At 56.5% G+C, this 18,469-nt stretch carries 22 protein-coding genes; 12 read left to right on the top strand and 10 right to left on the bottom strand.

Annotated features, from left to right (window positions below; genetic code table 11):
• Positions 1-6: 6 nt before the first annotated feature.
• The 3 genes from gcvT to NTD86_RS23640 all read left to right on the top strand — a co-directional run bounded on the left by gcvT (position 7) and on the right by NTD86_RS23640 (position 2,343).
• Positions 7-1,131 carry a glycine cleavage system aminomethyltransferase GcvT gene (gene gcvT / locus NTD86_RS23650; protein ID WP_262205805.1) on the top strand — a complete coding sequence of 375 codons (1,125 nt, stop codon included), beginning with the start codon at positions 7-9 and terminating at the stop codon, positions 1,129-1,131.
• A gap of 416 nt (positions 1,132-1,547) precedes the next feature.
• A complete protein-coding gene (locus tag NTD86_RS23645; RefSeq protein ID WP_010220199.1) occupies positions 1,548-1,760 on the top strand; it encodes a cold-shock protein in 213 nt (70 codons plus the stop codon).
• 94 nt (positions 1,761-1,854) lie between these two features.
• A complete protein-coding gene (locus NTD86_RS23640; RefSeq protein WP_262205804.1) occupies positions 1,855-2,343 on the top strand; it encodes an RDD family protein in 489 nt (162 codons plus the stop codon).
• A gap of 122 nt (positions 2,344-2,465) precedes the next feature.
• On the opposite strand, the gene NTD86_RS23635 is transcribed toward NTD86_RS23640, so the two are convergent.
• From NTD86_RS23635 to rpoE, 4 genes are all read right to left on the bottom strand, one after another.
• Entirely contained in the window at positions 2,466-3,881 is a 1,416-nt protein-coding gene (locus NTD86_RS23635) for a DegQ family serine endoprotease (protein ID WP_262205803.1), read from the bottom strand.
• Between the two features lie 183 nt (positions 3,882-4,064).
• Positions 4,065-5,033 (bottom strand): MucB/RseB C-terminal domain-containing protein, encoded by a 969-nt coding sequence (locus tag NTD86_RS23630; RefSeq protein WP_262205802.1) that lies wholly within the window; start codon positions 5,031-5,033, stop codon positions 4,065-4,067.
• A gap of 8 nt (positions 5,034-5,041) precedes the next feature.
• The gene (locus NTD86_RS23625) at positions 5,042-5,632 is read right to left on the bottom strand and encodes a sigma-E factor negative regulatory protein (protein WP_262205801.1); all 591 of its coding nucleotides are present in this window, start codon (positions 5,630-5,632) and stop codon (positions 5,042-5,044) included.
• A 31-nt stretch (positions 5,633-5,663) separates the two neighbouring features.
• Entirely contained in the window at positions 5,664-6,245 is a 582-nt protein-coding gene (gene rpoE, locus NTD86_RS23620) for an RNA polymerase sigma factor RpoE (RefSeq protein ID WP_048367992.1), read from the bottom strand.
• Between the two features lie 519 nt (positions 6,246-6,764).
• Here rpoE and nadB point away from each other — a divergent pair.
• Positions 6,765-8,381, top strand: coding sequence for an L-aspartate oxidase (gene nadB, locus NTD86_RS23615; protein WP_262205800.1), 1,617 nt, complete (start codon positions 6,765-6,767; stop codon positions 8,379-8,381).
• Here the strand turns inward: nadB and NTD86_RS23610 are convergent.
• Together NTD86_RS23610 and NTD86_RS23605 are read right to left on the bottom strand one after the other, a co-directional pair.
• On the bottom strand, positions 8,350-8,802 hold the full coding sequence (locus NTD86_RS23610) for a protein YgfX (RefSeq protein ID WP_262205799.1): 453 nt from the start codon (positions 8,800-8,802) through the stop codon (positions 8,350-8,352). The two genes, nadB and NTD86_RS23610, sit on opposite strands and share 32 nt — an antisense overlap.
• Positions 8,786-9,040, bottom strand: a complete 255-nt coding sequence (locus NTD86_RS23605; RefSeq protein WP_262205798.1) for a succinate dehydrogenase assembly factor 2 — start codon at positions 9,038-9,040, stop codon at positions 8,786-8,788. The genes NTD86_RS23610 and NTD86_RS23605 overlap by 17 nt, the downstream gene beginning before the upstream one ends.
• 148 nt (positions 9,041-9,188) lie before the next feature.
• Between NTD86_RS23605 and NTD86_RS23600 the strand changes: the two genes are divergently transcribed.
• Together NTD86_RS23600 and NTD86_RS23595 are read left to right on the top strand one after the other, a co-directional pair.
• Positions 9,189-10,133, top strand: coding sequence for a YgfZ/GcvT domain-containing protein (locus NTD86_RS23600; RefSeq protein ID WP_262205797.1), 945 nt, complete (start codon positions 9,189-9,191; stop codon positions 10,131-10,133).
• A gap of 15 nt (positions 10,134-10,148) precedes the next feature.
• Entirely contained in the window at positions 10,149-10,967 is an 819-nt protein-coding gene (locus tag NTD86_RS23595; protein WP_262205796.1) for an HDOD domain-containing protein, read from the top strand.
• A gap of 113 nt (positions 10,968-11,080) precedes the next feature.
• Here NTD86_RS23595 and NTD86_RS23590 read toward each other — a convergent pair whose 3' ends face one another.
• The 3 genes from NTD86_RS23590 to NTD86_RS23580 all read right to left on the bottom strand — a co-directional run bounded on the left by NTD86_RS23590 (position 11,081) and on the right by NTD86_RS23580 (position 13,567).
• A complete protein-coding gene (locus NTD86_RS23590; protein ID WP_262205795.1) occupies positions 11,081-12,484 on the bottom strand; it encodes a sensor histidine kinase in 1,404 nt (467 codons plus the stop codon).
• Positions 12,477-13,148 carry a response regulator gene (locus NTD86_RS23585; RefSeq protein WP_262205794.1) on the bottom strand — a complete coding sequence of 224 codons (672 nt, stop codon included), beginning with the start codon at positions 13,146-13,148 and terminating at the stop codon, positions 12,477-12,479. Before NTD86_RS23585 ends, NTD86_RS23590 begins: the two co-directional genes overlap by 8 nt.
• 296 nt (positions 13,149-13,444) lie before the next feature.
• Positions 13,445-13,567, bottom strand: a complete 123-nt coding sequence (locus NTD86_RS23580; protein WP_262205793.1) for a hypothetical protein — start codon at positions 13,565-13,567, stop codon at positions 13,445-13,447.
• Positions 13,568-13,595: 28 nt separating this feature from the next.
• Here NTD86_RS23580 and NTD86_RS23575 point away from each other — a divergent pair, with 28 nt between their 5' ends.
• The 6 genes from NTD86_RS23575 to NTD86_RS23550 all read left to right on the top strand — a co-directional run bounded on the left by NTD86_RS23575 (position 13,596) and on the right by NTD86_RS23550 (position 17,973).
• Positions 13,596-14,573 (top strand): Bug family tripartite tricarboxylate transporter substrate binding protein, encoded by a 978-nt coding sequence (locus tag NTD86_RS23575; protein ID WP_262205792.1) that lies wholly within the window; start codon positions 13,596-13,598, stop codon positions 14,571-14,573.
• A 57-nt stretch (positions 14,574-14,630) separates the two neighbouring features.
• Complete coding sequence (locus NTD86_RS23570) at positions 14,631-15,089, top strand: tripartite tricarboxylate transporter TctB family protein (RefSeq protein ID WP_262205791.1); 459 nt, start codon at positions 14,631-14,633, stop codon at positions 15,087-15,089.
• A gap of 1 nt (position 15,090) precedes the next feature.
• Complete coding sequence (locus NTD86_RS23565) at positions 15,091-16,605, top strand: tripartite tricarboxylate transporter permease (RefSeq protein WP_262205790.1); 1,515 nt, start codon at positions 15,091-15,093, stop codon at positions 16,603-16,605.
• A gap of 313 nt (positions 16,606-16,918) precedes the next feature.
• Entirely contained in the window at positions 16,919-17,188 is a 270-nt protein-coding gene (locus tag NTD86_RS23560; protein WP_262205789.1) for a helix-turn-helix domain-containing protein, read from the top strand.
• A gap of 34 nt (positions 17,189-17,222) precedes the next feature.
• Positions 17,223-17,633, top strand: coding sequence for a head completion/stabilization protein (locus NTD86_RS23555; protein ID WP_262205788.1), 411 nt, complete (start codon positions 17,223-17,225; stop codon positions 17,631-17,633).
• The gene (locus tag NTD86_RS23550) at positions 17,623-17,973 is read left to right on the top strand and encodes a putative holin (RefSeq protein WP_262205787.1); all 351 of its coding nucleotides are present in this window, start codon (positions 17,623-17,625) and stop codon (positions 17,971-17,973) included. Before NTD86_RS23555 ends, NTD86_RS23550 begins: the two co-directional genes overlap by 11 nt.
• Before the next feature lies 1 nt (position 17,974).
• Here the strand turns inward: NTD86_RS23550 and NTD86_RS23545 are convergent, their stop codons facing one another.
• Entirely contained in the window at positions 17,975-18,448 is a 474-nt protein-coding gene (locus NTD86_RS23545; protein ID WP_262205786.1) for a helix-turn-helix domain containing protein, read from the bottom strand.
• Positions 18,449-18,469: the final 21 nt, after the last annotated feature.

Genomic DNA, 18,469 nt, shown 5'->3' with positions numbered 1-18,469 from the left:
TCACGAATGTCCACCGAACACCTGCTCATCACCCCGCTGCACACTTTGCACCTTGAGCTCGGCGCCCGCATGGTGCCTTTTGCCGGCTATGACATGCCCGTGCAATACCCGCTGGGCGTGATGAAAGAACACCAGCACACCCGTGAACAGGCCGGGTTGTTCGACGTGTCGCACATGGGCCAGATCCTGCTGACCGGCGCAGGTGCTGCCAAAGCTCTGGAAGCCCTGGTGCCTGTCGATATCATCGACCTGCCGGTAGGCATGCAGCGTTACGCCATGTTCACCAACGGGCAAGGCGGCATCCTCGATGACCTGATGGTTGCCAACCTGGGTAACGATCAACTGTTTCTGGTGGTCAACGCGGCCTGTAAGGAGCAAGACCTGGCGCATCTACGCAAGCACCTGAGCTCGCACTGCGAAATCCAGCCACTCTTTGAAGAGCGTGCTCTGCTGGCTTTGCAAGGCCCGGCTGCGGTGGAGGTGCTGCAGCGTCTGGCACCTGGAGTCGAAAAAATGACCTTCATGCAGTTTGCGCCGGTGAAGGTACTGGGCCTGGACTGCTACGTCAGTCGTTCGGGGTACACCGGTGAGGACGGCTTCGAAATTTCGGTGCCGGCGGCCCATGCTGAAACCCTGGCCCGCGCCCTGCTGGCAGAACCCGAAGTCGAGGCTATCGGCTTGGGCGCGCGCGACTCGCTGCGCCTTGAGGCAGGTTTGTGTCTGTACGGGCACGATATGAACGAAAAAACCACGCCGATTGAAGCCAGCCTGCTGTGGGCGATCTCCAAGGCACGTCGCATCGATGGCCCGCGGGCAGGTGGCTTCCCTGGTGCCGAAGTGATTTATGCCCAACAGCAAAATGGCGTTGCACGAAAAAGGGTCGGTCTGCTGCCCCAAGAACGCACACCGGTACGTGAAGGCGCCGAGGTGGTGGATGCACAGGGCAATATCATCGGTAACGTTTGTAGCGGCGGCTTTGGACCGACACTTGGCGCACCGCTGGCAATGGCCTATTTAGACACCGCCTTTACGCCGATAGACACCGAGGTATGGGCGATTGTTCGGGGCAAACGTGTTCCGATGAAAGTGTCAAAAATGCCGTTTGTTACGCAACGTTATTACAGGGGCTAAGTTTCTGGCTACAAGCTACAAGCTAGAGCCAATCCGCTTTTAACTTGCAGCTTCAAACTTGCAGCTTGTAGCTTGCCTCCTGAAACGCTCTAAAACCGTGCGAAACTTCGATAGTGAAAAAAGCACTTAAAACATGAAAACAATTGAACATCTCTATGACCAACAGCCCTTTAAAACTGCACTAAGCAGGTAAAAAACTGAACTATAAAGGGTTTATTTAAGGGGCTTGTTTTTTCAATCCTAGTTTCGTAGAGTTTGACCACTGTGTTTGCATGGGTCGCTGGAATCGTGACCTGGGCAGTAGCTTTATGTTTGCTACAACCCGTTCTGCGTCTCTTACTTTCCTGCAACCCAGCACCAGTCCTCTTTCAACGCAAGGAGGCTGCCATTAATTGTTAGCGTCAAGGAATTAAGAAATGTCTCAACGTCAGAGCGGCACCGTCAAGTGGTTTAACGACGAGAAAGGTTTTGGTTTCATCACTCCGGAAAGCGGTCCGGATCTGTTCGTACACTTCCGTGCCATTCAAGGCAACGGTTTCAAGAGCTTGAAAGAAGGCCAGAAAGTAACCTTCATCGCTGTTCAAGGCCAAAAAGGCATGCAGGCTGACGAAGTTATCGCCGAAGCCTAAGCCTCGGTTACACAAAAGCCTCTGATGGTGACATCAGAGGCTTTTTTATGGGCGCAATTTCGTAAGATGCGTCTTTCCTTCACGAGAGCCTGCCATGCCAAAACCACCACTTAACCCTCAAGGCGACTTTCCCGCCGTGGGTCTGGGGCGCCGTCTGGCAGCCATGTTCTATGATTTGCTGCTGTGCGTCGCACTGCTGATCGTGACCACCTTCATCTACAAGTTGATCATGATGGCCTTTATCGGCGAAGCCAAAATGCGTGAACTGTCCGAGTCTGGCGCGCTGGACGGCGACCCGTTGCTTTCAACCCTTCTGTTTTTTGTGCTGTTCGCGTTCTTTGCCAAGTTCTGGACCCACAACGGCCAGACCCTGGGCATGCAGGTATGGGGTGTACGCGTACAGAACGCCGATGGTACGGCGATCAGTCTCTGGCAAGCGCTGTTGCGGTTTATCGTGTCGATTGGTTCATGGCTGTGTTTCGGCCTGGGGTTTATCTGGTCGGTGTTCGATAAACGCAAACGTACCTGGCACGACATGTACTCCGACAGTCAGTTGGTGCGTATCCCCAAGCAAAAAAAATAAAAAAAGCCCGTATCTCTCGATACGGGCTTTTTATTCTTGCTGGGTTCCACCTGTAGCCACCGCTTGAGCAAAGGGTTGCCAAGCAACCCTTCGCAACCTTCAGCAGCATCTACCCGGATGGGTTACTCCGCCAGCTTGAAGGTGATGAAGCTTGCACGCCCTTGGCGCAGAACTCGCATCGACACCGAACGATTTTTCGGCAATGCCTTGGCAATTTCAGTGAATTGCTTGGCATCGGTAATCGCCTGATTATTCAAATGAGTAATCACGTCACCCGGCTGCAGACCAATCAACGCGGCAGGACCGTCCTGAACGTCCTTGATGATCACACCACCCTTGATATCGTTGGCTTTTTTCTGCTCATCGCTCAGGTCTGCTACCGCCACGCCCAAACGGTTGCTGCTTTGCTCGGCACCGGTCAGGCCCGCCATTTCCTTGCCTTCATCCGGGATCGCGCCCACGGTCAGGTCCAGGGTTTTGCGCTTACCGTCACGAACCACTTCCAAGGTTGCCTTGCTGCCGGCTTTCAGTGCGCCGACCAGGTGTGGCAGGTCGGCCGACATGACAATCGGCTGGCCGTTCATGCTCAGAATCACGTCACCTACTTGCAGGCCGCCCTTGGCAGCCGGGCCGTCATCCAGCACCTGAGCAACCAATGCACCGGCAGGTTTTTCAAGGCCGAAGGATTCAGCCAGGTCTTTGTTGACCTCTTGAATCACTACGCCCAACCAGCCACGGCTGACTTTGCCACCGGCCTTGAGTTGATTGGAAACGTCCATGGCCACGTCGATAGGGATCGCGAACGACACGCCCATGAAGCCGCCGGAACGGGTGTAGATCTGTGAGTTGATGCCCACCACTTCGCCCGCCAGGTTGAACAGCGGGCCGCCCGAGTTGCCCGGGTTGATCGGCACGTCAGTCTGAATGAACGGTACGTAGCTTTCATTCGGCAGGCTACGGCCAATGGCGCTGATAATGCCTTGTGTCACAGTATGGTCAAAGCCGAACGGCGAGCCGATCGCGACCACCCACTGGCCGGCCTTGAGGTCCTGGGATTTGCCCAGCTTGAGCACCGGCAGGTTCTTGCCATCGATTTTCAACAGGGCCACGTCGGAGCGCGGATCTGTGCCGATCAACTTGGCTTTCATCTCGCTGCGGTCAGACAGGCGCACGACGATTTCATCGGCGTCAGCCACCACGTGGTTGTTGGTCAGAATGTAGCCATCCGGGGAGATGATAAAGCCCGATCCCAGCGATTGAGCCTCGCGCTGACGTCCACCTTGGCCACCGCCAATGCCCGGCGGCATGCTGCGCTCAAAGAAATCGCGCAGGCCAGGCGGCAAGCCTTCCAGATCAGGCATGTTCGACACTTTGCGATCCGGCAGTTTTTGCGTCGTGCTGATGTTGACGACGGCTGGCGACGCCTGCTCGACCAACTGCGTGAAATCAGGCAGTTGCGCTTCGGCCAGGGCGGGGACTGCCTGGCCGAGCATCAGCACCGCAGCAAAAATGGGTAAGTAAGACTTCAATCGAGGCATTGATTTACAGCTCCCGTTAATAGCAAGCAGGGTTGTGCAACGTGTCCCAAAAAACTAAAGCCAGCATAGACCGGTTTTTGGGGGACCGGAAACAAACAAGGTCAGGGCCTATTAGGCCCTGACCTATATAAAAAGATAAAAAAATTTTGATTTGAAATGTTCACCACTCATTTCAGCGTTCCACTAGGGTTGGGTTGCCGCCGCTGGTTCTGCCTGCCCTGCCCGCATAGACAAGGCTATACGTTCTGCAGTCCCCATCGGGACCTCGCCGACTACGGTCGCGAGGATCTCGGCATCTGGGGTCGATAGATGCCTTGAGACTGCCACGGTTGGGCCAAGCTGCAAGCGCATATCGGGAACAGCGTCACCTTTGAGGGGCTCAAGGAACACCGAAAAACGGGTCAAACCGTCGTCATACATGAGGCTGGTGACCTCAGACTTGGTCTTGGGATCACGACGAACAGAACTGCTCATCAGCTCAAAGCCCGGCGGCAACCAGTCGGAGTGCCAAGCATGTACAGGTTTGCTCATTACCGGCACGGAGTCTGAGGTTACAACTGCCTGGCAATGGCTGCTCGGCGCGAGATGGCTGTCATCAGGCGGCGTTGTATCAAGGTGAGTGAACTGGAAACGTTCCAGCAACTGGCCCTTGTCATTGACTAGCAATGACTTCAACGGCAGGCCGGTTTCACGATCCAGATACAACTCGACGCCATAACGGTGCTGGTCACGCGGCGTGAGGGAAATCACGGCCACCGGCCGCCCGGCAACCCGGGAGTCTCCCGTCCGGGTCACGGCATACCAGTTATCAAGGCGTTGCAGATCGAATTGTCGCGTCGTGGTATCTGCGACATCTCCAAGGCCAGTGATAAATTTGCCCGTGACGCACTCGGTCCGCCCATCAGCACGGACCACCTCGTAAGGAACCCCATCAAGCTGGACCAACCGTTCACGAACCTTTCCATCCTGCACACGGTGCCAGATGCTATGGGTCGAAAAACTCCCATTGCGCTCGTAAACAAAGGTCCCTTGATAGCTTTGCTGTTGCTCGGCCTCCCCTAAGCGTTTCAGCCAGTTTTGGGCGTCATCGGCCTGGGCAGGTACAACAAAAAAACCACTGAGCAGAAGCGGTAACAGAGGTAGGACGCGCATGATGGCCCTTAACGGTTTTCCAGGCTTGCAGCTCGTGCGTACGGCAGAGGGCTTTCAGTCCCTTTCAAGGCCGCTTGTTCGGCGTGCTGGCGCAGATAACCCGGCAAACGCTGGTTCTGCCAACCGGCTTGACCTTGCAGAACACCGTTTGCCATCGGCCCGGTGCCCTGATCAGAACTTTCGCTATAGTTAGCCAGAACTGCCGGTCCCTTGACCATTGGCGCACTCAGGCTAGGCTGATTATCTTGTTGGGCCAGTTGTGCACCCACGATGTCATCCTGGTTGTACAGTCTGACACCCGCCAGAACAGCCACCGTCACCGAAGCAGCCACTGCCAGGCGGCCAATGCTGCGCCAGTGACCGCGCGTTGCCTTGGCAGGGGTTTGTTCTTCAGCCAGTGCGGCCGATACTGCAGATGCGATGTCCAGGCGTGGAATCAGCAGATCTTTATGCATGACCGCACGGGCTACCTGGTAGCGATTCCAGGTGGCGCGTGTTTGTGCATCGTCAAAGGCATTCAATACCCGACGTAATTCCAGTTCGTCCGCTTCGTTATCCATCACTGCGGACAGCGATTCCTGCAGGGCTTCACGACTCATGGCGGTTCCTCTCTTGGCTGTCGCCGCTGTCTCAGTTTTCCTGCAACAACGGCTGCAGGGCTTTATCGATGGCTTCCCGAGCCCGGAAGATCCGGGAGCGCACGGTGCCTACCGGACATTGCATGACGCTCGCAATATCTTCGTAACTCAGACCATCAAACTCACGTAAAGTTAAGGCTGTACGTAAATCTTCTGGCAGTAGCTGAATGGTGCGGTGAACCGTGCCTTCGATCTCGTCGCGAAGCAAAGAACGCTCCGGCGATTCCAGATCTTTCAGACCGTGGTCACCATCGTAAAACTCAGCATCTTCAGAACTCACATCACTATCGGGCGGACGACGACCGCGTGACACCAGATAGTTTTTCGCCGTGTTAATGGCGATACGGTACAGCCACGTATAAAAGGCGCTGTCTCCGCGAAAATTGCCAAGTGCTCGGTAAGCCTTGATAAAGGCTTCTTGCGCCACATCCTGGGCTTCATGGGTGTCGTGCACAAACCGCACGATCAACCCGAGAATTTTGTGCTGGTATTTCAGCACTAGCAGATCGAATGCACGCTTGTCGCCGCGCTGTACGCGCTCGACCAGCTGCTGATCCTCTTCCTGGGTTAGCATGAATACTCCTCATAAGACCGGGAGGAAGAGTGCTTTGCTAATTGATCAGGCTTGCAAACATAGACTCGGGCTTTACGCAAAAGTTCTCTCCCCCCTGGCAAGTTTCCTGCGCACTCGGATTTGGCACGCACGAAAACGCAGCTCGGGCCTGGCCGGCTGCGTCGATAATCTTGTCGTCAAACTCACCTGCGGAGGTCGCAAAATCAACCCACGCTTAGAATTGACGCGACGCCTCTTTATGATGGGCAACCCACTATTGAACCCAAAGTCGCACGAAAAGTTCCGAAATCGGCTTCAGCTTTGGTGCCCACCGCATTACTCAATACGGATCTTGCCTTGCTTGCGCGTTGAGCGCAGCCCCTGATTTACCGATTTATTGTGCAAATCGGCATGCAGATCGTTCAAGTCTGAGGCACACTTCTCGCCCGCTGTAATTTCCCGATGCCACAAAGGCCCGGCTATTGTGCCGATCCCCCCCTCTATATACTAGAGGGCGCTTTTTTTGCGGACATAAGAAGAATGAGCCAACATTTTCAACACGATGTGCTGGTGATTGGCAGCGGTGCTGCCGGTTTGAGCCTGGCGCTGACGCTGCCCAGCCATCTGCGCATTGCCGTTTTGAGCAAGGGCGATCTGGCCAACGGGTCGACGTTCTGGGCACAAGGTGGTGTGGCCGCCGTGCTGGACGACACCGACACCGTACAGTCCCACGTCGAAGACACGCTCAATGCCGGAGGCGGCCTGTGCCATGAAGACGCCGTGCGCTTCACCGTCGAGCACAGCCGCGAAGCCATTCAGTGGCTCATCGATCAAGGCGTTCCCTTCACCCGCGACGAGCCTGCCGACCCAGAACACCCCGGTTTTGAATTTCACCTCACCCGCGAGGGCGGCCACAGCCATCGCCGCATCATTCACGCCGCCGATGCCACCGGGGCGGCCATTTTCAAGACGTTGCTCGAACAAGCCCGCCAGCGCCCCAATATCGAATTGCTCGAACAACGGGTTGCCGTTGATCTGATTACCGAACGTCGCCTGGGCCTGGAAGGCGATCGCTGCCTCGGCGCCTACGTGCTTAACCGTGCCAGCGGAGAAGTCGACACCTATGGATCGCGCTTCACCATTCTGGCTTCGGGCGGCGCGGCCAAAGTGTATCTCTACACCAGTAACCCCGATGGCGCATGCGGTGACGGCATTGCCATGGCCTGGCGTTCTGGCTGTCGGGTCGCGAATCTGGAGTTCAACCAGTTTCACCCCACCTGCCTGTATCACCCACAAGCCAAGAGCTTCCTTATCACCGAAGCTCTGCGCGGCGAAGGCGCACACCTCAAGCTGCCGAATGGCGAGCGCTTCATGCATCGTTTCGACCCGCGTGGCGAACTGGCCCCGCGAGACATCGTGGCCCGCGCCATCGACCACGAAATGAAACGCCTGGGCATCGACTGCGTGTACCTGGACATCAGCCATGAGTCCGACACGTTCATCAAGACCCATTTCCCGACAGTCTATGAACGCTGCCTGGAGTTCTCCATCGACATCACCAAGCAGGCGATTCCGGTGGTTCCAGCGGCGCACTACACCTGCGGCGGAGTCATGGTCGATGGCCATGGCCGCACCGACGTCCCCGGCCTGTATGCCATTGGCGAAACCAGTTTTACCGGCTTGCACGGAGCCAATCGCATGGCCAGCAACTCATTGCTGGAATGTTTCGTATATGCCCGCTCGGCCGCTGCCGACATTCTCACGCAACTGGAACACATCAACATTCCAGACGCCCTGCCAAGCTGGGACGCCAGCCAGGTGACCGACTCGGACGAGGACGTGATCATCGCCCACAACTGGGATGAATTGCGGCGTTTCATGTGGGACTACGTCGGCATCGTGCGCACCAACAAGCGCCTGCAACGCGCCGAACACCGCGTGCGGTTGCTGCTGGATGAAATCGACGAGTTCTACAGTAACTACAAAGTCAGCCGCGACCTGATTGAATTGCGCAACCTGGCGCAAGTGGCCGAACTGATGATCCGCAGCGCGATGGCGAGAAAGGAGTCGCGGGGCTTGCACTACACCCTCGACTACCCCGACATGCTGCCTGAAGCGCTGGACACTATTCTGGTGCCAGCCACCTACGCCGACTGAACTTGAGTCGCACGCGCAAGCGCCGGTGCTGATCCGGCGCAAGCGCGTCACGCGGGATGCACACCGCCCTGATCCGTCGCTCACCCGGCAACCTGAATCGCAACAACACCATCAGTGGCAATGCCAGGCTGTCGCGGTGCAACTGCACCGCCTGCCAGCCCTTGGCACGGTTCCATAACTGCCAGCCCTCAGGGGTACGGCGAAAACCGGTAAAGGCACTCGCATGGGTGAGGCGAATATGCCGCGGCACCACCCAGGCACCATGTGCCAGGCACAGCAACAGCCCCAGCAGGCACGCCCACACGGGTATCGACAGAAGGCAGATTGAGATCAGCGCCAGCGATTGGGCTGCAAGGTACGCCGCCAGCAATTGCCCGGAGGCCTGCCAGCGGCATTCGAAAAAATCACTTGGGCTGGACACGGTCCAGAATCATACGGACCATGCGCTGCAGCTCCGGGTCTTCAGACTCGGCGCGCTCCATGAACCAGCCGAACATGTCCTGGTCTTCGCACTCGAGCAGCTTGCGATAGACTTCGCGATCAACGTCATTGAGGTGCGGGTAGACCTCCTTGACGAACGGCACCAACAGTACGTCCAGCTCTAGCATGCCGCGGCGGCTGTGCCAGTAGAGACGATTGAGTTCAACATCTTCGACCATGGAGCGCTCCTCAAATAGAGCGCAAGTATACAGACCGATCAGGCATAGAACAGTCGGCTTTGGTCGGTTGCGCGGTTCCTCTGCGAACTACCCATTTACAGGTCACCCCTCTATGATGTGTCCCAGACTTTACAACCTGCGATGACTCATGGCCGACTCTGCTTTTTTCTGCACCTTGTCTCACGAAGGCGTTCTTGCCGTTATTGGCAACGACGCCAGCAAGTTCCTGCAGGGACAATTGACCTGCAACCTCAATTACCTGAGCGAAACGCGCTCGAGCCTGGGTGCGCGCTGCACACAGAAAGGCCGGATGCAGTCTAGCTTTCGTATCCTCCTCGAACCTCAGGGCTGTTATCTGGCCATGGCGCGTGAGCTGGTCGAGCCACAGCTGGCCGACTTGAAAAAGTACGCGGTGTTTTCCAAGTCGAAACTGACCGATGACAGCCACAACTGGGTACGTTTTGGCTTGAACCAGGGTGACGCGGCGCTGCAAAGCCTGGGCCTCGACCTGCCGGCCGACCCCGACAGCGTAGCGCGGGCCAACGGGCTTATCGCAATTCGCGTCTCCGAAGGCCGAGCCGAACTGTGGGCACCGGCTGAACAGGCCGACACCCTGCACCAGCAACTGCAGGCGCTGCTGCCGCAAGCTGATATCAACCAGTGGATACTCGGCCAGATCCGTGCCGGCATTGGCCAAGTCATGCCGCAGACATACGAGCTGTTCATCCCGCAAATGCTCAACCTGCAAGCCGTGGGCGGTGTGAGTTTCAAAAAAGGTTGCTACACCGGGCAGGAAATCGTGGCGCGCATGCAATATCTCGGCAAGCTCAAACGCCGCCTATACCGCCTGTCGCTTGAGGCAGGCCACGTGCAGCCAGAGCCGGGAACCCCTCTGTTTTCACCGACTCATACCAGTGCAGTGGGTGAAGTTGTGATTGCCGCACACACCCAGGACTGCATTGAACTGCTGGCTGTCCTGACAGCTGAAGCGGTCGAGGCCGGGGAGCTCCATGTGGGTGACTTACAGGGGCCCAAGCTTTCGCTGCTTGATCTGCCCTATCAGCTAGACCGTGATCGTGAGATACAGCGTTAATTCTAGAGAATAGAAATGAGCATGCTGGCGAGCAAAGTCCAAATGGACTTGGTAAAGGCCATCGTTCGAGATGACCTGGTGTTGCCCACGCTACCGGAAGTGGCGTTAAACATTCGCAAGGCAGCGGAAAACCCGGAAATCAGCGTCAGCAATCTCAGCAAAGTCATCGCTCGCGATACCGCGCTGGCAGCTCGGCTGATTAAAGTCGTCAACAGCCCGCTTTTACGCGCGTTGTACGAAGTGACCGACTTGCACACGGCTATCACCCGGCTGGGGGTCAATTACAGCAGTAACCTGGCCATCGGTTTGGTCATGGAACAGATCTTCCACGCCCGCTCGCCTGTCGTCGAAAGCAAAATGCGCGACGTCTGGCGACAAAGCCTGGAAGTGGCCGGTGTTTGCTATTCCTTGTGCCGTCGCTACACCTCGCTAAAGCCCGACCAGGCCGCACTGGGCGGGTTAGTTCACCAAATTGGCGTGCTACCGATCCTGACCTACGCCGAAGATCACAACGAGTTGCTCTCGGATCCGGTGTCCCTCAACCACGTGATCGAGCGGATTCACCCCGTGATTGGCGATAAATTGCTCAAGGTCTGGGAGTTTCCGGAAATGCTGCTCAAGCTTCCCAGTCAATATCAGGACTTTGCCCGCCAATCCAAGGCCATCGACTACATCGATCTGGTACAAATCGCGACACTGTTTTGCGAGCAGCGCGATGGGCCGACGCTCAGCCAGCAACTTAATCAATTGCACGCCTTCAAACGGCTGGGGCTTGATGCTGACAGCGAGAAGTTTCAACAAGAACTGAACGACGCTCGTGGACTGTTCATGTAATGGCGTCGCAGGATTTTCGATAGGCGCTGCCAAGGCTCGAAAGCTGCGATCGGTTAACCCTTAACCGCAAAGATCGCGACCTGCTGCAGCGCCATCAAAGCGCAGCCCTCATGCTACATCGAGCGATTGTCACTTGCGGGTACAAAGCTGACCCGCACCTTCAAGCCGCATTCGGCGCCGTCATGCAAGCTGATGTGCGCCAGATGCGCGCGGCAAATTTCGCCAACAATCGCCAACCCCAAGCCGGTGCCTGCCACTTGCTGGTTGCGCCGATAGAATCGCTCGAATACTCGCTCCCGGTCTTCGTACGGAATCCCCGGGCCGTCGTCCTCAACCTCCAGCACCGCTGGCAAGGACACCCGCAAGACCACGTTGCCCCCCGCACAGGTATGCGCCAGTGCGTTGTCGATCAAGTTGCTCAAAAGCTCATTGAGCAACGTCGGCTCTCCGCGCAGCCACACCGGTTGATCGGCTTCCAGCGCCAGAGCCACACCTCGAGAGTGCGCCAAGGGCGCCATGGCCATGCCCAGCTCACGGGCCAGTTGGCTGAGATCGAGCAATTGCGCTCCGCCTTCCGCAATCGCCCGAGCCCCGTTTTCGATGCGCGCCAGCGACAGGAGCTGGTTCGCCAGATGCGTCAGCCGGTCGGTGTCTTTAACCGTTTGTTCCAACGTATGACGCAAAGCTTGTGGATCTTGCGTGCGCAGGCCCAGCTCAAGTCGGGCCTTAAGCACTGCCAGCGGCGTGCGTAATTCATGGGCCGCGTCGGCAATAAACTGCGCCTGGCGCTCAAACTGCCAGCGCAGACGCTCGGTAAAGTGGTTCAAGGTTTGCACCAAGGGCCTTAGTTCGCGTTGCACCGGCACCAGCGGCAACGGCCGTAGATCATCCGGCTCACGCTCTTCAACGGCGGTGCGCAAACGTTCCAACGGCCGCAATGCGGCACTCACGGTAAACCAGACGACCAATAACGCCCCCAATCCCAACATCCCCAAACGCAACACGGTGTCGGCCATAAGACTGCGAGCCATGGCCACGCGTGCCTCGTCGGTCTCGGCTACACGAATCTCGGCCATGCCATTCATATTTGGCTCGCTCACGGCCTTGAGCAAGCTCACCACGCGAACCGTCTGCCCCCGGTACTCGGCGTTATAAAAGCGTGCCAACGCCGGGTAATCATCCGTGCGCGGCGTACCGGGTGGCGGCGCCGGTAAATGTTCATAACCGGAAATCAACCGCTGTTGAATGTCGTAAACCTGATAATAAATGCGCCCGGCGCTGTCGTAGGCAAACGTATCGAGTGCGACATAAGGCACCTCGGCGCTCAAGCTGCCATCACGTTGTGACAAGCCTGCGGCGATGGTACGGGCAGACGCCAGCAACGTTCGGTCGTAAGCCGTATCGGCGGCTTCGCGGCCATTTAAATAGGCACTCAAACTGCTGGCCAGCATCAGTACCACCAGCAGTAACGTCAGGGTCCAGAGCAACCGCCAACGCAGGCTGTCGAACTTAAACATCACGGCCTTCCAACAAGTAACCCAGCCCCCGGAATGTCACGATCGCCACCGCATGACCATCGAGTTTCTTGCGCAAGCGGTGCACGTAAATTTCAATCGCGTCCGGGCTCGCTTCTTCGTCCAGACCAAACACTTGAGCCGCCAGTTGCTCCTTGCTCATGACCCGGCCGGGCCGTGCGATCAGCGCTTCCAGTACGGCTTGCTCGCGCGAGGTCAGGGTCAGCAACTCCTCCTTGAGCGTAAAGCGCCGTGTCTCAAGGTCATAGACCAAAGTGCCACAGCGCTGCTGTCGTTCCCCACCCAACACACTGCGACGTAGCAAGGCTTTAACCCGAGCCTCCAGTTCAGTCAGTTCAAAGGGTTTGGCCAAGTAATCATCAGCCCCCAGATTGAGCCCATGCACGCGGTCCTTGACGTCACTGCGCGCGGTCAACATCAACACCGGCAGGGTTTTCCCGCGCCCGCGCAAACGTGCCAGCACCTCAAACCCATCCATACGCGGCAGCCCCACATCCAGAATGGCCATCGCATAATCTTCACTGCTCAACGCCAGGTCAGCGGTCACGCCATCGTGCAGGACATCCACGGTCAGGCCGGTACTTTTCAAGGCTTGAGCCACACTCTCGGCCAACTGCAACTGATCCTCGACCAAAAGAACACGCATCGGGTTTACCTCATTATTTTTGTTCAGACCTTGGGTCTGTTTGCGCGGAGTGTACAGACGCAAAGCCTACTGTGAACCCCAAAAAGTACTGAAAGAAAACTGAAAGGTTCATGAAAGGTTGGCGGATTAGGATTCGCTAACAAACAGTCACACCTGTTGCGCAAATGATTCATCGCGCTGCGCAAAACACCTCGAAGTGTTTTCGCCAAATAAGAACAATAACGGAGCACACCGTATGCTGAATCCTCAGCTTATTGCCCCTTGCCTTCCTGGTTCCCCTGTATTCGCTCACGGCCTCAATGGCCTGCGAACGACATTCTGTTGCCCCTCGCTTTACCCATGACGCTGACGATGCACGGCACTTGCCCGGCGTAAACGTTGGCGATGGCCACGGCTGACAACAGCACTTTTCTGCTCATTTAAAACAATAACTCCTGCGGAGACATTATGAATTTCTCACTGCGCTCTTTGGCTCTTGCTGCCGGCTGCATGCTATTCGCTGGCCAACTGATGGCCGAACCTAAACGTCCTGAATGTATCGCCCCAGCCTCCCCCGGCGGCGGCTTTGACCTAACCTGCAAGCTGGTGCAAAGCGCACTGGTGAACGAAAAGCTGCTCAGCAAACCAATGCGTGTGACCTACATGCCTGGCGGCGTTGGCGCGGTTGCGTACAACGCTGTGGTCGCGCAGCGCCCGGCAGATGCCGGTACGCTGGTGGCCTGGTCCAGCGGTTCTCTGCTGAACCTGGCACAAGGCAAGTTTGGCCGCTTCGATGAAAGCAATGTGCGCTGGCTGTCTGCCGTTGGGACCAGCTACGGCGCTCTTGCCGTGAAAAAAGACTCGCCCTACAAGACTCTTGACGATCTCGTACAAGCACTGAAAAAAGATCCGGGCAGCGTGGTGATCGGCTCTGGCGGTACGGTCGGCAGCCAGGACTGGATGCAGACCGCCCTGGTCGCCAAGGCAGCCGGTATCAACCCACGTGACCTGCGTTACGTGGCATTGGAAGGCGGCGGCGAAATCGCCACGGCGTTGCTGGGCGGCCACATTCAGGTAGGCAGCACTGACATTTCCGACTCCATGCCGCACATCCAGAGCGGTGACATGCGCCTGCTGGCCGTGTTTGCCGATGAGCGTCTCGACGACCCGCAGATGAAAGACATCCCGACTGCCAAAGAGCAGGGTTACGACATCGTCTGGCCGGTGGTGCGCGGCTTCTACCTGGGGCCAAAAGTCAGCGATGCCGACTATGCCTGGTGGAAAGACACCTTCGACAAACTGCTGGTATCCGAAGACTTCGCCACCTTGCGTGATCAGCGCGAACTGTTCCCTTTCTCCATGACCGGTCCTGAGCTGGACGCCTACGTGAAGAAACAGGTCGCCGAGTACAAAATCCTGGCCCAGGAATTTGGCCTCGTTCAGTAACCGTCGCTGATCGCTGACTGTGCCCTTGGACATGAGGGCACAGCCCTGGAGTGAACCATGCTCGTACAACGCATTTTTGCCTCGGCGCTGCTCATCGTCTGCCTGTGCCTGGCGGCGATGGCCTGGCCTTATCAGGCGTCTTTCTCCTACGAGCCGGTAGGCCCGCGCGCCTTCCCGCTATTGATGCTCGGCCTGATGAGCCTGGGCTTGATCTACATGATCTTTCGTCCATCGCCGGTGGTGCACAATGAGGACGACCCGCAACTGGATCGTGAAACCCTGATCAAGATCGGCCTGTGTGTCGTGCTGTTGCTGATTTTCGCCGGCACCTTCGAAACCCTCGGTTTTGTCCTCAGCGCCATGTTGGTCGGCATCCCGCTGGCACGCTTGTATGGCGGCCGCTGGTTACCAAGCATTGTGATCATCAGCCTGATGAGCGTCGGTCTTTATCTGCTGTTTGATAAGGCGATGGACGTTCCGCTGCCGCTCGGCCTGCTCGAAGTTCTGGAGAACTGATATGGATACTTTTAGCTATTTGGGCCAGGGCTTCGGCGTCGCGCTCAGCCCTTACAACCTGGTTACTGCACTGTGCGGCACCTTGATCGGCACCGTGGTCGGCCTGCTCCCCGGCCTCGGCCCGATCAACGGCGTGGCCCTGCTGATCCCGATTGCCTTCGCCCTCGGTCTGCCGCCTGAATCGGCGCTTATCTTGCTGGCTGCGGTGTACCTGGGCTGCGAATACGGCGGGCGTATCAGCTCTATTTTGCTGAACATCCCCGGCGAAGCATCGACTGTCATGACAACCCTGGACGGCTACCCAATGGCCCGTAAAGGCCTGGCCGGCGTGGCGTTGTCGCTCTCGGCCTGGAGCTCGTTCATCGGTGCATTCATTGCCACCTGCGGCATGGTGCTGTTTGCTCCGCTGCTGGCCAAATGGGCGATTGCCTTCGGCCCGGCCGAATACTTTGTGCTAATGGTGTTCGCAATTGTCTGCCTCGGCGGCATGGCTGGCGATCGACCGCTCAAGACCTTTATTGCCGCTCTGATCGGCCTGTTTCTGTCGAGCGTCGGGATCGATGCCAACAGCGGTGTGTACCGTTTCACTGGCGATAACATCCACCTGACTGACGGCATCCAGTTTGTCGTGTTGGTGCTCGGGCTGTTTTCCATCAGCGAGATTCTGCTGTTGCTGGAAAAAACCCATCGCGGCCAGGAAGCCGTGAAAGCCACTGGCCGTATGCTGTTCAACTTTAAAGAAGCCTCCGCCGTGTTCGTGGTGAACATCCGCTGCGGCTTGCTGGGCTTCATCATGGGCGTGCTGCCAGGTGCCGGTGCAACATTGGCCAGTGCAGTGGCCTACATGACGGAGAAACGTCTGGCCGGTGCCTCAGGCACATTCGGTCAAGGTGACTCGCGTGGCCTGGCAGCCCCGGAAACCGCTATCGGCGCATCCGCTTGCGGCGCACTGGTACCGATGCTGACACTCGGCGTACCGGGTTCCGGCACCACGGCAGTGATGATCGGCGCGCTGTCGCTGTACAACATCACCCCCGGCCCATTGCTGTTTGAACAGCAGCCGGACATCGTCTGGGGTCTGATCGCTTCGTTGTTCATCGCCAACATCATGCTGGTGATCCTCAACATCCCGATGATCCGCATCTTCACCCGTATTCTGGCCGTGCCGAACTGGGCGCTGGTGCCGGTGATTGCCATCATCACTGCGATTGGCGTGTATGCCGTTCACGCAACCACCTTTGACTTGTTCCTGATGATCGCCATCGGCATCTTCGGTTACATCCTGCGCAAGCTCGACTTCCCACTGTCGCCGGTGCTGCTGGGCTTTATCCTGGGTGGCTTGATGGAACAGAACCTGCGTCGTGCGCTGTCGATTTCCAACGGTGCACTGGAAATCCTGTGGGCCAGCCCGATCACCATGAGTGTCTGGGGCCTGACTGCCGTGATGCTGATGTTCCCTATCGTGCGCATCTGGCGCAAGCGCAGCGCCAAACGTCACACCGCAGCCAATGCCTGAATCAGGCATTAAAGGTTGCGAGAAACACCGCCAGTCGCCCTGACTGGCGGTTGCCTTTATGGCAACCAAGTACAACGCCTGACGGGCGCCCTGTTCGTCAGGCAACCGGCTGACCACCCACTCGTGCGTAATCAGCTTAAACACCTTTTCCAGCCAATATTTAAAACCCACACAACCACGTAGGAAAATTCCATTACTGTCATGGACATTCCTACAACCTTGCCACGTTGTTGAGTCGTTATAAGACCGATTATTTTTAGCACCTCAAGAATAATTTTCTGGTCCGGCACACGCCTCAATGCAAGGGCAACATATGAATAAGCGCAGTTTTCCCAAGCGACCTCTGTCGCTGGATACACCGTCAACATCGCCTGATTTCATACCCTCTTTAACGCCAAAGGAACATGAAGTCCTCAGTTGGTGTGCCCAAGGAAAAACCAGTGCCGAGGTAGCGCTCATACTGAACAGATCAGAAACAACGATCAATTTTCATATCGCCAATGTACGAATGAAATTCGGCGTCACGTCGCGTCACGCCGCCATCATCAAAGCCTTTAAGCTCGGTATGCCGCTGCTGCCTTAGCGGGCAATAAAAAGGCTTGCCAAGGACTATAATCATGAGCCTATCAACAGCCTCTCTCTCACTCACAGACCGCACCAGCGATGATGCGTTTTGGCCCCCCATTAACTTGACATCGCTCAGGAAGGCCCTGTCCCTGAGCTCAAGTATCAGTGACGGGCAACTTAAAACAGCAGCGCATGGAGCAACTGCCACCGTCAATAAAGCACTGATCGTGTGGCAGCAGCATGTTCAGCAACAAGGTTATGGGTATTTAGAAGAAGTCCCCGCCCCCACTATCAATAATTGTTCCGTGTTGGTGGCTCACTACCTTTGCGCTATTGAAGCCGCCGCAGCCATTGAGCTTTATCAGTATTTTAAAATTGCAAAGTGCGGACGCCGCTGTTCTCTGGATGAGCCGCCTGCCCTCCATTTGTTCACGCATGAGTACCGACATCATGACGAATGAAATGATTAGTTCGGCTTTGTACCGGTATCTGGAAATAGGGCTTCCGATTATCGCGATGATCGACCGTGATGCACTATTTGGGGCCTCTCTCGGGGCGTGGGTGGTCACCAGTACACGCAGGTCTCTCAAAGGCTGGCAACACGTAGGCTCCTTTCTGCTGAGCGCCTGCGTCGGTTATTTATTCACCCCTGTTGCCCTGCCATATTTAAACGGTTTATCCGTGGGCGTCACGGCATTTATTTGCGCACTGGTGGTCATACCTATCAGCATAAAACTCATGATTTGGGTCAACACTGTAGATATTGCCGATGTCCTGCGACGTTTCAAAGGGCCCAAATAAACTAATGGCGAGCGGCATCATACTCAAGACGGGCTGACAGCTCTTCAACTTGACGAAGCAACAGATAAAGCTGTTGTTTTTCTTCGGCCACTTTATACACAACGCGTTGATCGGAGCGTTTTAATGCTCGAAACATCAATACCATTTTTCGCTCATGTTCCGACAGCCTGCCCACGGATTCAACCACCGTCGCCGGCGACTGCAATAACATTGGACCCAGACCACCAAATAGCCAGTCAAGCGAGACACCATGTGCGCTGGCAAGTTCCATACATACCGAGTAAGGAATGCGATCACGGCCTTTCCAGCTACTGAGTGTTTGCGGGCTTACTCCCAGCACCTCAGAAAGCCCGGAGTCTGTTTTAACGCGGGTTATTTTTTTCAACCGTCCAAGTATTTCAATCGATTTACTGCTACTCAATTTGAATTTTTCCAATTTGACATTGTTGTGTTTTTTGGCAGAATTTACGCGCATTGAGTATTTTTTAGTTATAGA

The organism is Pseudomonas sp. 7P_10.2_Bac1, from assembly GCF_025465935.1.
Taxonomy (GTDB): Bacteria; Pseudomonadota; Gammaproteobacteria; order Pseudomonadales; family Pseudomonadaceae; genus Aquipseudomonas.
This window is presented reverse-complemented; position numbering and strand designations above follow the sequence as displayed.

Excerpts from the sequence above, each read along its gene's own strand:
- NTD86_RS23640 (WP_262205804.1), top strand. The coding sequence starts at position 1,855 with ATGCCAAAACCACCACTTAACCCTCAAGGCGACTTTCCCGCCGTGGGT.
- NTD86_RS23580 (WP_262205793.1), bottom strand. The coding sequence starts at position 13,567 with ATGAGCAGAAAAGTGCTGTTGTCAGCCGTGGCCATCGCCAACGTTTAC.
- NTD86_RS23645 (WP_010220199.1), top strand. The coding sequence starts at position 1,548 with ATGTCTCAACGTCAGAGCGGCACCGTCAAGTGGTTTAACGACGAGAAA.
- NTD86_RS23545 (WP_262205786.1), bottom strand. The coding sequence starts at position 18,448 with ATGCGCGTAAATTCTGCCAAAAAACACAACAATGTCAAATTGGAAAAA.
- NTD86_RS23560 (WP_262205789.1), top strand. The coding sequence starts at position 16,919 with ATGAATAAGCGCAGTTTTCCCAAGCGACCTCTGTCGCTGGATACACCG.
- NTD86_RS23590 (WP_262205795.1), bottom strand. The coding sequence starts at position 12,484 with ATGTTTAAGTTCGACAGCCTGCGTTGGCGGTTGCTCTGGACCCTGACG.
- NTD86_RS23575 (WP_262205792.1), top strand. The coding sequence starts at position 13,596 with ATGAATTTCTCACTGCGCTCTTTGGCTCTTGCTGCCGGCTGCATGCTA.
- NTD86_RS23605 (WP_262205798.1), bottom strand. The coding sequence starts at position 9,040 with ATGGTCGAAGATGTTGAACTCAATCGTCTCTACTGGCACAGCCGCCGC.
- NTD86_RS23630 (WP_262205802.1), bottom strand. The coding sequence starts at position 5,033 with ATGCGCGTCCTACCTCTGTTACCGCTTCTGCTCAGTGGTTTTTTTGTT.
- NTD86_RS23595 (WP_262205796.1), top strand. The coding sequence starts at position 10,149 with ATGAGCATGCTGGCGAGCAAAGTCCAAATGGACTTGGTAAAGGCCATC.
- NTD86_RS23550 (WP_262205787.1), top strand. The coding sequence starts at position 17,623 with ATGACGAATGAAATGATTAGTTCGGCTTTGTACCGGTATCTGGAAATA.
- NTD86_RS23565 (WP_262205790.1), top strand. The coding sequence starts at position 15,091 with ATGGATACTTTTAGCTATTTGGGCCAGGGCTTCGGCGTCGCGCTCAGC.
- NTD86_RS23570 (WP_262205791.1), top strand. The coding sequence starts at position 14,631 with ATGCTCGTACAACGCATTTTTGCCTCGGCGCTGCTCATCGTCTGCCTG.
- gcvT (WP_262205805.1), top strand. The coding sequence starts at position 7 with ATGTCCACCGAACACCTGCTCATCACCCCGCTGCACACTTTGCACCTT.
- rpoE (WP_048367992.1), bottom strand. The coding sequence starts at position 6,245 with ATGCTAACCCAGGAAGAGGATCAGCAGCTGGTCGAGCGCGTACAGCGC.
- NTD86_RS23555 (WP_262205788.1), top strand. The coding sequence starts at position 17,223 with ATGAGCCTATCAACAGCCTCTCTCTCACTCACAGACCGCACCAGCGAT.
- NTD86_RS23585 (WP_262205794.1), bottom strand. The coding sequence starts at position 13,148 with ATGCGTGTTCTTTTGGTCGAGGATCAGTTGCAGTTGGCCGAGAGTGTG.
- NTD86_RS23600 (WP_262205797.1), top strand. The coding sequence starts at position 9,189 with ATGGCCGACTCTGCTTTTTTCTGCACCTTGTCTCACGAAGGCGTTCTT.
- nadB (WP_262205800.1), top strand. The coding sequence starts at position 6,765 with ATGAGCCAACATTTTCAACACGATGTGCTGGTGATTGGCAGCGGTGCT.
- NTD86_RS23635 (WP_262205803.1), bottom strand. The coding sequence starts at position 3,881 with ATGCCTCGATTGAAGTCTTACTTACCCATTTTTGCTGCGGTGCTGATG.
- NTD86_RS23625 (WP_262205801.1), bottom strand. The coding sequence starts at position 5,632 with ATGAGTCGTGAAGCCCTGCAGGAATCGCTGTCCGCAGTGATGGATAAC.